The sequence below is a fragment of the Marinagarivorans algicola genome (assembly GCF_001292705.1).
In the GTDB taxonomy this organism is placed as follows: domain Bacteria; phylum Pseudomonadota; class Gammaproteobacteria; order Pseudomonadales; family Cellvibrionaceae; genus Marinagarivorans; species Marinagarivorans algicola.
In genome coordinates this window covers 38107-52252 of the sequence record NZ_LGAK01000012.1, presented here as the reverse complement: position 1 = coordinate 52252, position 14146 = coordinate 38107, and the positions used below count along the sequence as shown (strand labels likewise).

The window sequence follows — 14146 nt, the reverse complement described above, 5'->3', positions numbered from 1 at the left end:
AGATACTTTTAACGCGGAAAGTGTGCCGCAAAACGCGAAATCCACTCTCTTGCAGCCTCGTCTTCTGTGATGGGGCGACCGTATTGACACGCCTGCTTGCGATAGTGTTCGATATGGCAAGCCTGCTCAATCATACGCATCGAGTGATGCTCGTTATCTTGTTCAAATTGCACACCAATATGATAACGAGCACCGTCAATATCAATGCAATGCGCCACTATACCTGTGAGTATAAAATGATTACCTTTAAGATTAACGGTTAAGTGAATCCTGACACCGACAGGCAGGGAGGCGCTCGACTCAAAGACCATACCTCCCTCGTGGACTTTGAGTTTATTAGCCGCCACATAAGCTGGTGGATTATCGATAGTGAAATCGAGTGGGATATCTCTTGGATGCTTAATAAACCCCTCGAAATGACAAACTTCCGTCGCTAAATCTTCTACCCAACGGCAACTATAAGCCAACCAGGCCTCTGATGCCTGTACAGATACGTTCGGCCTCTTAACGGTCGCCATAAGTACCTCCTTTTCTAAGCTGGCAGCTCATCGACTCACAGACACTTGCTAAGTGTGACGTATGCATATGCAGTAAAAGTATTGATTCATGACAATTCAGGGGCAATCTAAATAGCATGACAGTGCGAATAGACTAGGTATAGCTCAATGTGCTAGGTCCACCGGCGAGAAGGGATTTTAACATCCACAAAAAGGGTTTTTGCGCCACTTTTTTTCTTTGAAAGTGCAGTTTTTACACATTAAGCGTTAATTTGGCTTTTGGTGCAACGCTGATGCTGGTAGCAGCGTATGTCTGTGAGTGTTTTTGACGTCGAAACCGCTCTTATTAAAACGGCTTATTCACCTGAGTTCAACTCGCATAAGGCTCGAACAGGCCCAAAAGAGCGACGGTGCTCAGGAAGTACGCCCAATATTTTAAGCTGTTCCATATGCATTTTGGTCGGATAACCTTTGTGTTTTGCAAAACCATAACCTGGGAACTTCGCATCCAACACCCCCATTTCTTGGTCTCGGGTAACTTTCGCCAAAATTGAGGCCGCACTAATGCAAGCTTCCTTAGCATCACCTTTAACAATGGCCTCGGCACTATAATGCCACACAGGTAAACGGTTACCATCAACTAATACATGCTCAGGCGCAACCCCCAAACCTTCTACGGCACGTTTCATAGCCAGCAAACTTGCATGTAAAATATTAATATCATCAATTTCGGCGGGGCTGGCTACTGCAATATGATAAGCTAATGCTTTCTCAATAATCTCTTCATATAATGCGTTACGCCTTTTTTCAGATAGCTTTTTAGAGTCAGCCAAACCTTTAATAGGCTTGGCTGGATCCAATATCACCGCCGCCGCAACAACATTACCAATTAAGGGGCCGCGCCCTGCCTCATCTACACCTGCCACTAACATTGCGATACTCTTAATGAATTGATTTAACCGGTTGATCAATCAGATTTAATACAGCTTGAGCGGCTTTTTCGCTCGCATTGAGCTTGAGCATTTTATGTAATTTTAAATACTCTTGCTGCAAAGATGCTTGCTCATGCTTATTTAATATTTTAAGTATTTGAGGGGCGATATTTTCCGCTACAGCAGCCTGCTGAATAAACTCTTTTGCTAACTCTTTTTGAGCCAACAAATTAGGCAAGCCGATAAATTTTACTTTAACCATACGCGCAAAAATAAAATAAGATAAAGCCGCTACTTTATAAGCAATAACCATTGGTTTTTTTAATAACATCGCTTCAAGTGTCGTTGTGCCAGAGGCCATTACCACAGCATCACTCGCCTGCATTACGGTATGCGAGTGTTTTAAAAACACACGTATAGGCAAGCGAGGGAACCTCTGAAGTATATTTTCGATTTGTTGCTGCCTAGCCTCGCTTGCAGCCGGAATCACAAGGCACAGATTTGGATTTTGTTGTAGACATAATATGGCCGACTCTAAAAACACTGGCAACATACGCTCAACCTCACCCGCTCGACTCCCCGGCAAAATAGCTAATACTTGATGCGTCGCGGGTATCTCAAGCCCCAACTCAACACGTGCCTGCTCAGTATTAGGCTGCAAAGGTATTTGGTCAGCCAATGTATGACCGACACAAATAGCTTTAATGTTACGCTGCAAATAAAACTCTTGCTCAAACGGGAAGAGTGTCAGCATCACATCGACCGCTTTGGCTATTTTTTTAACCCGATTTTGGCGCCATGCCCAAACCGAGGGGCTGACATAATGCACTGTTTTAATGCCAGCATTTTTTAGGGCCAACTCCAAGTCCAAGGTAAAGTCAGGTGAATCAATACCAATAAAAACATCGGGCGGGTTTGCGATAAAGTGTTGTTTTAAAAATTTTCGAATACGCAACAATTCAGGTAAGCGCTTAAGAGGCTCAACAAAACCCATCACAGCTAATCGATCCTGAGGAAAAAAGGACGTTGCACCTTGCTCTAACATTAGCGGACCAGCAATACCCTCAATAATGGCATTGGGGTGGTGATATTGAATAGCCCGAATGAGGCCCGCTCCTAAAATGTCACCCGAAGCCTCACCGACAACAATGCCTACACGCAACCTGCGCTCACCCGTCACAGCTAAAGGAGCCTCAAGCATTAACGTACGATACCGCGAGTCGAAGACTTGAGCGAATCAATGAGCGTTTGAATATGCAGCGATAGACTCACCAGAGGCTCTAATTGTGCAATTGCTTGCTCTAGCGTTAAACCACGCCTAAAAATTATCTTATAGGCTTTCATTAATGTACTGACATCGGTGTCGGTAAAACCTCGACGCCGTAAACCTTCGGCATTGATTGTTCGGGTTTCAGCGGGGGCACCAGCAACCATCATAAAGGCAGGCACATCTTTGCCAATAGCGCTGCCCATACCGGTAAAGCAATGAGCACCAATATGGCAATGTTGATGCACCAACGTAAAGCCTCCTAAAATGGCCCAATCACCGACTGTTACATGACCTGCCAAGGCTGCATTATTTACCAAAATACAATGGCTGCCGATCACGCTATCGTGCCCGACATGAGCATAAGCCATCAATAAATTATTATCGCCAATCAAGGTGTCACCGCGATCTTGTACCGTACCACGATGAATAGTGACGCCTTCGCGGATCACATTGTTATCACCAATGGTTAATGTTGTTGGCTCACCTTTATATTTTAAATCAGGTGTATCTTCACCAATAGATGAAAACTGATAAATATGATTATTTTGGCCAATTGTCGTAGGCCCTTTAATCACAACATGCGATTCAATAATTGAGCCTTCGCCGATCACGACATCTGCGCCAATAATACAAAAAGGACCAATACTCACCTTATCGTGAATAATAGCGCTTGGATCAATGATAGCTCGGGAGTCAATTAACCCCGATGTTTGCGATGCAGTCATCCCCGCCTCCTCTTTTATATTCGGTTAATCGTGCTTAATATTAATCAACACTGCGATCAGCGCACATGATAGTCGCTTGTGCTGCGAGTTGACCATCGACTTTAGCTTCGCACTGAAATTTCCAAATACCACGCTTTTCAGACACAATACTTGCCTTAATATACATTTGATCGCCAGGTACCACCTGACGCTTAAAGCGTACACGATCGGCACCGGCATACAAATAAATCGAGCCGTCTTCAGGGGTTTTGCCCATGGTTTTAAAACCCAACACCCCACAAGCTTGCGCCATAGCCTCCAAAATCATAACACCTGGAAATACCGGATAATGAGGGAAATGACCTTCAAAAATGCCTTCATTAATAGTGATGTTTTTATAAGCCACAATAGACTCTCCTTCTGTTAACTCCGTAACACGGTCAATTAACAAAAAAGGATAACGATGTGGCAAATATTTACGAATTTCATTCACGTCCAACATGCAGGACACTCTCCAGAGCAAAAAGGCAAAAAAAAATAGCGCCCTTTAGGGCGCTGTATGATGACCATTGAATATCATATGAATCATTGAAACCATGCCACATCTTCGCTAACAGGCATGTTTAAATGGCGATATCGTGTATTCACTTTTCTAGTTTTTTAATACGTCCGGCCATTTCATCAAGCTGCGTAGAACGAACCATATAGCGCCGCCAAGAGCGTACATCTTGCATTGGCGAGCCTGAAGCATAATGACCTGGCTGATCAATAGACTTAATCACTACAGTGGCGCCATTAAAATGTACATCATTACAAATATTTAAGTGCCCACTAACAGCAACAAAGCCGCCTATTGTACATCTAGCACCTATATTTGTGCTACCAGCAATTCCGACGCAACCTGCAATCGCCGTTTGCTCTCCAATGGTCACGTTATGGGCAATATGTACCAAGTTATCAATAATGACGCCATTCGCAATTTGTGTATCTTTAATAGCACCTCGATCAATAGCGCAATTTGCGCCAATCTCAACGTTATCACCAATAACCACACGGCCTAATTGATGAATCTTCACCCAACCCTGTGTTGCCGAGGGCGCATAACCGAAACCGTCAGAGCCAATCGTTGTACCACTATGCACCTTGACATGACGACCCAATACACAGTGATGTGCAATCGTTGTATTGGCATGCAATAAACAGTTGTCTCCCAAAACAGCCTGCGCCCCTACAATAACCCCAGCACAAAGCTCTGTACCGCTACCAATAATAGCTCCAGCTTCGATAACACAGCCAGCGGCAATTTTTACGTTCTCGCCAAGCGTGGCCGTAGCATCAACAACGGCCGACGGATGTACACCTACGACTGTTTGTGGACGGTTATCAAAAACCTTTGTCAACTTGGCATAGGCTAAATACGGATCAGCCACAATAAGCTGGTTAGCAATCGGGCAATCGGGTAAAGGGGCCTTAAGTAGTACAGCGCTAGCAGCACTAGTGGCCAACTGAGGTATATATTTTTTATGAGCAATGAAGGTGATTTGCCCTGGTGCTGCAGTCGCCGTATCACCAACGCCTAGCACCAAGCAATTACCATCACCCAAAAGTTGCGCATCGAGTAAGATCGCTAAGTCGTACAGACTGTATTGTTTAATGGCCATATCTTACTCCTACGCCAATATGTGTAACCTAATGAGATTACTTAGCTTTATTCAAACGGCTGGTAATATCCGCTGTAATATCAGCCACAGGCTTAAAGATCACCGCCGCCTGAGAGTGCAAAATAAGGTCAATATCTTTTTCTTCCATATAAGCTTTTAAGATAGGCTCTAATTTCGATTCAGCTTCTTGCATCAGCTTGGTAACAGCAGCATTTTGCTCGGCCTGTGCTTTCTTTTGCGCTAATTGAAAGTCTTCACTCAAGTAAGACATTTTCTTTTTATGATCAGCTTGCTGATCTGCGCTCCAGGTCATGCCGTTTTTTTCAGCTTCTTTTTGCAAGGCAATCAATTCTGAACGGGTGTTTTCAATACTGGCAACCAACGCTGCAAAATCTTTATCGGCTTTTAATTCTGCATCGCGTTTTTTAGCGGCATCTGTCGCTAAAATAGCCATTTGAGGGTTAAACACAACCGTTTTACCTGCAAATGCCAAAGGTGCGGCAGCCATTAAAACGACAGTAGCTAATAGATTATTAAGTTTCATTGTTACTCCTAATCACGTAATACTTACGTTAAATAATTAAAATCCTGAACCGAACGAAAACTGAAAAGCCTCTCGTTCATCGAATTCATTTTGCTGAAAAGGCTTAGAAATACTAAACGTCAACGGCCCCATGGGTGAAATCCATGTCATTCCTAACCCGTAAGCTGCACTGAGCTTGGTAATATCATACCCAAAGCAATCGGCTTGATAGCGGCCACAATTGGTATCAAAAACATTACCTGCATCAACAAACGCAGCAATCTGCATTGAACGCTGATCATCAATAAAGGGTAACGGGAAAATCAACTCCGTTGACATTTCAACCAATAAATTACCACCAATTGAACGGCTACGTCGATAATTATTGATAACATTTAAAGCCAGTTGGTTCTCGCTACACTCAGTCGAGCCAGTGCGTTCAGTTGTGCTGCATAACACAGGTACACTACCACTACCTCGAACATTATCAGCAATACCATCATTATCAATATCGATCGCATTATAATCTGAAAAGCCCTCAAGATAAGTCACTTGCGAAGCTTGGCGAGGCCCTAACGAGCTACGCTCAAAGCCACGCACTGAGCCAAAGCCACCAGCATAAAAGTTTTCAAAGAAAGGCAGGCGTTTCATTTCACCGTAACCATCACCGTAACCTACGTTACCTTTAAAGCGCAGTGTGAAATGTCGAGTAAGGGGCTGAAAGTACTGCCCTTTCATTTCGACTTTATAATATTGTAAATCACTTCCTGGGGCAGTCATCTCCAAACTCACCGATTGAAAATTACCACGCGTCGCTAAAATACCACGGTTTAATGTGCTGCGTACCCAACTCAGGTTCGCACTCGCGGTATCAAATTTATCACCGTATAAGTCAACGAAACCTGGCTCAACATGGTTTACCAACATAGATTCCGTGACGAAATCAGTAGGCAAAGAATAACTATCAATAATGCCATCACCATCAGGGTCAGACGGACTGGGAAGATCTTCATTTCTCACATAAACGTAAGGGTACTGGTCTAGATCAAGCTGCCTAAAGCTAGAGCGAATTTCTTGTAATGCAAAACGACCTGGTACAATTTCTAAGTGGCTCAAGCCCACACCAAAATTAACACGCTGCACCTCAGTCACCGGATAACCAAACGTTAAGTTCACACCGTAAGCATTGGTGCCGTAGTCGGCAGCCCCAATAGTGGCATTATCACGCGTCTGATAATACACGCTAATACCGCGACTTACGCCATCGGGCGTAAAATAAGGGTCAGTATAAGAGAAGCTATAAACCGTTTGATATTTACTGTAATTGACATTAATACCTACCTGCTTACCGGTGCCTAACCAGTTATTCACCGCCAAATTAGCACCAATGGTAGCGCCATAACCTTGCGAATAGCCCAAGCTTGCACTGATAGAATCTGAGTGCTGCTCTTCTACGGTATATTGCACATCCACCTGATCTTCAGTGCCTGGAACAGGGATATTTTCAACAGTCACGCCTTTAAAGAAGCCTAAGCGCTCTAAGCGTACTTTACCTTGTTCAATACGTGCGTTAGATGCCGAAGCTGATTCCATTTGACGCATTTCACGGCGCAAGACTTCATCACTGGTCCGCGAGTTGCCCTTAAATAAAACTCTACGCACATAGACACGTTTTTGAGGATCTACAAAAAAAGTGACTTTTACAGTCTTATCTTCGGTATTTTTTTCAGGAATACCCTGTACCTCGGCATTGGTATAACCGGCATTACCTAAAAGACTGGTAACGTACTCACTGGTATTTGTCATTAAATTTTGTGCAAATGTTTCACCCTTTTTCAGCAGCACCATACGCTTAATAGTGTCTTCTGGTAAAATAGGGTCACCGGCAATTTCAATATCGGTCACGGTGTACACATCACCTTCCGATATATTCAAAGTAATAAAAATAGCTTTCTTATCAGCACTTAAAGACACCTGACTCGAGACAACATTAAAATCTAAATACCCTCTATCCAAGTAAAAGGATTCCAGTTTTTCAATATCGCCTGTTAAACGCTCTTTGGCATAGCGGTTATTACTGGTCAACCACGATAACCAACCCGCCTCTTTTGATTCAAATAGACCCACCAAGTCATCGTCACTAAACTTTTCATTGCCTACAATATTAATATGCTTAATACCAGCAACATCGCCTTCGTCGATATTAATATTCACTTCGACTTGATTATTAGGCTTGGGGATTATTTCAGGCTCTACTGCTGCTGAGTAGCGGCCCTGAGAAACATATTGACGCTCAAGCTCACGTACCAAGCCATCCAAGACTTCTCGCTTTAAAATCTCACCTTGTTTTAAACCGTTTTCGGTCATGACCTGTTCAAGCTGTTCACTTTTAATAGCTTTGTTGCCATCAAGGTTTATTGCACTAATGGCTGGTCGTTCAAAAACGCGCACAATAAGCACGTTGCCCTCGTGTAATAACTTAATGTCGGCAAAAAAGCCGGTCGCAAATAATGACTGCATAACCGACGCTAGCGCTTGAGCGTCGGCATAGTCACCAGCCTGGATAGGCAGCGCCGCAAACACCGGAGAAGGCGATACCCGCTGTAAACCTTCAATTTGAATATCGGCAATGCGAAAAGAATTCGCCAACGCATCCATACAAAAGCTCAACAAAATAACAGCGGATAACGCTGGCAAAGACCGTCTAAAACGTAAAATGTATTTCACTCGCTAATATGCTCTTACTAATAATTGTTGTTATAACGTTAATGCAATCTAAAAGACTGCATTAAAATTTCGTGTTTAGGCTGTTTATGTATTTATCAGCCTTAATATATCGTTGTAAAAGGACATCACCATCATGACCGCTAAAAATGCCAAACCCAACTGCATGCCCCACATTTTTAAACGATCAGATACCGGCTTACCTTGTATACCCTCAATAACACTAAATACAATTCGCCCTCCATCTAAAATAGGAATAGGCAATAAATTAAAAACGCCTAACGACACACTAATGAGTGCCATAACACCTAAATAGTATGACAACCCAGCCCGAGCCGAGTCACCTGCAACCTGCGCAATGCCAATAGGGCCGCTTAAATTCTTTGTCGAAATTTGCCCTAATAATAGTTTTTTGATGGATACCACAATCATGGCAGACGTATTCCAAGTTTCGCTCAGCGCGTGCTGCATGCCCATTACTAAGCCTAACTTGCGTGTCACTAACATCTGCTCTGGCCAAGTAACCCGCGTTGCACTCACACCCACACGGCCCACTTGATTGCCCTGCTCGTCCTCTACTATGCTTGGGACAATGGGCAATATCAAATGATTTTGCTCGCGTAACACCTTCAATACAATCGTTTGATTGGGGCGCGCCTGTATATATTCGGCCCAATCTTGCCAGCGCTTGACAACCACATCATCAATCGCCGTAATTTCATCGCCGGCCTTCAAGCCTGCGATATCAGCAGCACTGCCTGGCGATACCGCCCCTATTGTGGCAGGTATTGTAGGAACATAAAAACTTAGCCCTATCCCCTCTAAAGGGTTGGGAGCCTCGGTGCCTTGCAGCCAATCATTAATGACAACCTCCATATCGTATGTTAAACCTTTTGTTTCAGGGTATTGCACCGTGAGCATAATACTACCGGTCTCACCTAGGCGCCTCGCTAGTCGATCAAACACTTCTTTGCGACCGGGCGTTGCGACACCGTCTACAGCAATAATTTGCTGTCCAGCATCAACACCGGCAAAAGCGGCTGGCGAATTAGGCTGCACCTGTCCAATCACAGCACTCGGGATTGTAACCTCTTGAATAGCTAACCACCAAAAAACAAAAAAGGCGAGCACAAAATTGGCCACCGGTCCAGCCGCCAAAATAGCGACTTGCTGCCAAGTATTACAACTTTCAAAGGTTCTGTTTTTATCTTCTGGTGCAATATTGTCTTCTGAGGCATCTAACATTTTGACGTAGCCGCCCAGCGGAATGGGTGCTACAGCAAACTCAGTACCGTACTTATCTGTCGTTTTCCAAAAGGGCTTACCAAAACCGACAGAAAAGCGCAAAACTTTTACACCGCACTTGCGAGCAACAATAAAATGCCCCCACTCATGAATAGAGACTAACACCAATAATATAAACAAAAATGCTAATACGGTTTGAATGAGAAACACAACTAAGCCTTAACAGTAATGGCGCGAGTAAAATACCAGCATACTAATGAATGCTCGCAATAAAGTGGCTAGATCGCTCTCGCGCTTCAGAGTCGGCCGCTATGACCTCATCGATACACGTTGGTTCTGAAGAACTTTGCACACTCACAACCTCAGCTACAACGCGCGCAATATCTAAAAAGCGAATTTTATTGTCTAAAAAAGCTGCTACTGCCACTTCATTGGCTGCATTGACAATCGCCGGAGCCGTACCGCCGCAGTTAATCGCCTCGATAGCCAACTGTAAACAAGGAAAACGCTCAAAATCAGGCGCATGAAACTCTAAATGGGCTAGACGTGTAAAATCTAAGCGCTCAACCCCCGACTCAATACGCCGAGGCCAACTTAAACAATTAGCAATAGGTGTACGCATATCAGGCATACCCATTTGACATAACACTGAACCGTCATTGTACTCCACCATAGAATGCACAATGCTTTGCGGGTGTACAACAATCTCAATTTGTTCGCTACGTGCACCAAACAACCAGCACGCTTCAATAAACTCCAAGCCTTTATTCATCATGGTGGCGGAATCTACCGAGATTTTTTTACCCATATCCCAGTTAGGATGGGCGCACGCCTGGGCAGGTGTAATAGATTGTAACGCTGCATGATCATGCAAACGAAAAGGGCCGCCTGAGCCGGTCAATAATATGCGTGAAATACCCGCATCATCCAAAGACTCAAAATGCTCAGGTAAGCATTGAAAAATCGCATTGTGCTCGCTGTCAACAGGTAAGAGTTTGGCTTTGTGTTTTTGCACCGCCTGCATAAACAAGCTACCAGCCATCACCAATGACTCTTTATTGGCCAATAGTACTTTTTTGCCCTGTTTCACTGCAGCCATTGTTGGCAACAACCCTGCAGCCCCCACAATAGCAGCCACAACAGTGCTCACTGCTGGCGCCTCGCACACATCAATTAATGCTTGCGGACCAAACAGTACTTGCGTTTTAGAACCTTGATCTTGTAAAGCCGCACGCAATAGCTTGGCCTCTTGCTCCTGTCCAACAACAGCATACACTGGCTTGAACACGAGACACTGCTGTTTTAAGCGTTCAATTTGTGAATAACCGGTTAAGGCAAAAATACGGTAGCGCTCGTGATGCCGAGCAATAATATCTAGCGTATTCACGCCAATTGAGCCTGTAGCCCCTAAAACAACCACAGACTCTGGCTGACTATTATCATACCGATTACCACGTGTGTCGCCATACATTGTCGCCATCACAGTGCCCAGCCTGTTGCCAATAATGCCAACACAAAAACCGGCGCTGCAGCGGTCACACCATCAATACGATCTAAAACACCGCCGTGCCCCGGTAAAATAACGCCTGAATCTTTCACTCCACAATGGCGCTTAAGCATGCTTTCAAACAAATCACCTAACACAGAGACTGCCGCGGCAGGTAATGCGATAGCCAACCCTAAGTACCAATGATTACCGACCCAGCTACTGTAGGCTAGAGCTAAACATGCAACAAAGATCAGCCCGCCCATTACGCCTTCCCACGACTTACCAGGGCTAACATTAGGCGCCAACTTACGCCGCCCCAAAGCCTTACCACTAAAATACGCGCCTGTATCAGCCGCTGCAACCAATGCCAGCAGCGCTAAGACCAGCCACTGGCCATTATCAGCACTATGCAGCATTAATACGCCCACACCCGCTGGGACCAAGGTCAAAAAACCCATAATCACCCTCGCCAAAATACTGCGCCAAAAAAGCACACTAGAGGGATAACCTTGCACCCACAATAAAGCCAGTGCCCACCACAGTGCTGCGGCACTAAAAAAAGTTTTGACTGCGCCTTGACCGATGAGCGGCAAAAAATACCCTGTGGCTGCCACGCTAAGGGTGAGTAATGCACTAAAAGTAATGCGCACAACAGGCTGCTGTAAGCCCGCCAGCAAAGAAAACTCCCAAGCGGCTATCGCAAACATGAGAAGCACAAAACCTTGGAAAGCAACAGGCGGCAAAACAAATAAACAGCTCAAAAAAACAATCACTAAAACTATGGCGGTGATGACGCGTTGCTTTAACACTTTAATCTCCTAAACCGGCTTCTATTTGCTCGCTCGTTTGGCCAAAGCGGCGTTGGCGAGCATGGAAGTCGTCGACGACAGCATTCATCGCTGCAGCATCAAAATCTGGCCATAATAGAGGGCTAAAATACAGCTCCGCATAGGCCGCTTGCCACAACAGATAGTTACTAATTCGTAACTCACCTCCTGTGCGCACTAATAGATCTAGCGGGGGTAGATCTGCCGTTGATATAAATGCATCCAAACTGTGTTCGGTAATCGCGCTAGCGGCCAAAGTACCAGCTTCAACCTGTAGCGCTAGCTGTTTGGCAGCATGCGTAATATCCCACTTACCGCCGTAGTCGGCAGCGATAACCAATGTGCTTTCGGCGCCTTTGGCAATCGCCTCCGCTTCTAAAATCGCATCGTACAATTTAGGGCTAAAGCGCTCACGGCTCCCAATCACCTTTAAACGCACACCGTCATCGGCTAGCTTTTTGGCTTCCTTTTTTAAATAGTTATAAAAAAGGCCCATTAACGCCTCAACCTCTTTAGGGGGGCGCTTCCAATTTTCACTACTAAAAGCAAATAAAGTCAGTGCTTCGACCCCGCGCTTACGGCTAGCCGCTAGCACATCACGAATACGCTCAACACCGACCTTATGGCCGGCGATACCTTTTTTGCCCTGCTGTTTTGCCCAGCGATTATTACCATCCATAATGATGGCAACATGACGAAGAGAATTCACACACTAACCCTTTTACAAAGAACCGTCAGGGTCTTAGATTTCCATTAAGTCTTTTTCTTTTGCCGCAAAACCAGCATCAACTTCGGCAATATATTTATTCGTGATTTTTTGAACTTCATCTTGTGCACGACGCTCATCATCTTCACTAATTTCTTTATCTTTCACCAAGTCTTTTAATGCCGCGTTGGCATCACGACGTACATTTCGGACCGAAATACGTGCATTTTCGGCTTCTGTTTTGGCTTGCTTAATATAATTTTTACGGGTTTCTTCGGTTAGTGCTGGCATGGGAACACGAATCAGCTCACCCATCGAAGAAGGATTTAGACCCAAATCTGATTTCATAATGGCTTTTTCAATTTCAGGGACCATATTTTTTTCCCAAGCACTAATCGACAGAGTGCGAGCATCTAATACGCTCACATTAGCAACCTGCGCCAAAGGCGTAGCAGAGCCATAATAAGACACCATTACGCTGTCTAAAATACTGGGGTGGGCGCGACCTGTGCGGATTTTATTAAAGTTAGTACCTAAAGCCGATATTGCTTTTTTCATGCGCTCTTCGGCATCTTTTTTAATTTCATTGATCATGGTTTCACCTAATGCTTTATAGGAATAACAATTGAATGTTTAAATATGATTATTAGTAACCTGTGGTTTTATCACAATAAACCTGTAGGTTAAGCCCCTTCGGCCACAATTAAAGTGCCTTCGTCACCGCCCACAACAATATTAAGTAATGCACCAGGCTTATCCATTTTAAAAACCCTGACAGGCATATCGTGCTCATCGCACAGACAGATGGCCGTTAAGTCCATTACACCGAGTTTATCGGCCAATACCGTATCGTAACTTAAGCGGTTATAACGAGTTGCAGTGGGATCTAATACTGGGTCAGCGGTATAAACACCGTCAACTTTGGTGGCTTTAAGAACAATCTCAGCCTCGACTTCGATGCCTCGCAAACACGCGGCAGAGTCTGTTGTAAAAAACGGGTTACCCGTGCCCGCTGAGAATATCACCACTTCGCCATCGCCCAGCAAGCGAATAGCACGGCGGCGATCATAGTGCTCAACAACACCACTCATCGGGATGGAGGACATGACAGTCGAAGAGATATTAGAGCGCTCTAGAGCGTCACGCATGGCCAGGGCATTCATCACTGTGGCTAACATTCCCATATGATCGCCTGTCACACGATCAAGGCCTGCACGACTCAATGCCGAGCCTCGGAACAAATTGCCTCCGCCAATAACCAAGCCCACCTGCACGCCAATACCTACAAGCTGACCAATTTCTAGGGCCATCTTATCTAATACTTTAGGGTCGATACCAAACCCTTCTTCACCCATGAGCTGCTCGCCACTTAGCTTGAGCAATATGCGCTTATACTTGCGATCGCGTGTCGTTGGCATAACCAGTCTCCAAAAAAATTTGGCGGCAGTTTAACAGCAAAAAGGCGGGAGGTGTGACTCCCGCCTTTTAAATAGAAAGGTTTAAGGCGCAGGATGCGCCTTAGGACTGGCTATTAGCAATACTATTTACCGTAAAACGCCATGAAGATT

14 protein-coding genes are annotated in these 14146 nt (G+C 44.8%); all 14 read right to left on the bottom strand.

Going from position 1 to position 14146, the window contains the following annotated elements; genetic code table 11:
* Positions 1-8: 8 nt before the first annotated feature.
* Entirely contained in the window at positions 9-518 is a 510-nt protein-coding gene (locus tag AC438_RS05605; RefSeq protein WP_053980261.1) for a PilZ domain-containing protein, read from the bottom strand.
* Positions 519-853: 335 nt separating this feature from the next.
* Entirely contained in the window at positions 854-1429 is a 576-nt protein-coding gene (rnhB, locus tag AC438_RS05600) for a ribonuclease HII (protein WP_053980260.1), read from the bottom strand.
* Between the two features lie 10 nt (positions 1430-1439).
* On the bottom strand, positions 1440-2630 hold the full coding sequence (gene lpxB, locus AC438_RS05595; RefSeq protein ID WP_053980259.1) for a lipid-A-disaccharide synthase: 1191 nt from the start codon (positions 2628-2630) through the stop codon (positions 1440-1442).
* Positions 2630-3424 (bottom strand): acyl-ACP--UDP-N-acetylglucosamine O-acyltransferase, encoded by a 795-nt coding sequence (lpxA, locus tag AC438_RS05590; protein ID WP_053980258.1) that lies wholly within the window; start codon positions 3422-3424, stop codon positions 2630-2632. Before lpxA ends, lpxB begins: the two co-directional genes overlap by 1 nt.
* 40 nt (positions 3425-3464) lie before the next feature.
* A complete protein-coding gene (gene fabZ / locus AC438_RS05585; protein ID WP_053980257.1) occupies positions 3465-3905 on the bottom strand; it encodes a 3-hydroxyacyl-ACP dehydratase FabZ in 441 nt (146 codons plus the stop codon).
* Between the two features lie 142 nt (positions 3906-4047).
* The gene (gene lpxD / locus AC438_RS05580) at positions 4048-5064 is read right to left on the bottom strand and encodes a UDP-3-O-(3-hydroxymyristoyl)glucosamine N-acyltransferase (protein WP_053980256.1); all 1017 of its coding nucleotides are present in this window, start codon (positions 5062-5064) and stop codon (positions 4048-4050) included.
* A gap of 37 nt (positions 5065-5101) precedes the next feature.
* Positions 5102-5608 (bottom strand): OmpH/Skp family outer membrane protein, encoded by a 507-nt coding sequence (locus AC438_RS05575; protein WP_053980255.1) that lies wholly within the window; start codon positions 5606-5608, stop codon positions 5102-5104.
* Positions 5609-5644: 36 nt separating this feature from the next.
* Positions 5645-8245: an outer membrane protein assembly factor BamA gene (gene bamA, locus AC438_RS05570; RefSeq protein WP_053980254.1), complete on the bottom strand. Its 2601-nt coding sequence runs from the start codon at positions 8243-8245 to the stop codon at positions 5645-5647.
* Positions 8246-8398: 153 nt separating this feature from the next.
* The gene (rseP, locus tag AC438_RS05565; protein ID WP_053980253.1) at positions 8399-9766 is read right to left on the bottom strand and encodes an RIP metalloprotease RseP; all 1368 of its coding nucleotides are present in this window, start codon (positions 9764-9766) and stop codon (positions 8399-8401) included.
* A gap of 43 nt (positions 9767-9809) precedes the next feature.
* Entirely contained in the window at positions 9810-11036 is a 1227-nt protein-coding gene (gene ispC / locus AC438_RS05560) for a 1-deoxy-D-xylulose-5-phosphate reductoisomerase (RefSeq protein ID WP_238376329.1), read from the bottom strand.
* Positions 11036-11854, bottom strand: coding sequence for a phosphatidate cytidylyltransferase (locus AC438_RS05555; RefSeq protein ID WP_053980252.1), 819 nt, complete (start codon positions 11852-11854; stop codon positions 11036-11038). The genes ispC and AC438_RS05555 overlap by 1 nt, the downstream gene beginning before the upstream one ends.
* A gap of 1 nt (position 11855) precedes the next feature.
* Positions 11856-12581, bottom strand: a complete 726-nt coding sequence (gene uppS, locus AC438_RS05550) for a polyprenyl diphosphate synthase (protein WP_274377604.1) — start codon at positions 12579-12581, stop codon at positions 11856-11858.
* A gap of 33 nt (positions 12582-12614) precedes the next feature.
* Positions 12615-13172 (bottom strand): ribosome recycling factor, encoded by a 558-nt coding sequence (frr, locus tag AC438_RS05545; RefSeq protein WP_053980251.1) that lies wholly within the window; start codon positions 13170-13172, stop codon positions 12615-12617.
* 89 nt (positions 13173-13261) lie between these two features.
* The gene (pyrH, locus tag AC438_RS05540; RefSeq protein WP_053980250.1) at positions 13262-13996 is read right to left on the bottom strand and encodes a UMP kinase; all 735 of its coding nucleotides are present in this window, start codon (positions 13994-13996) and stop codon (positions 13262-13264) included.
* Positions 13997-14146 lie beyond the last annotated feature (150 nt).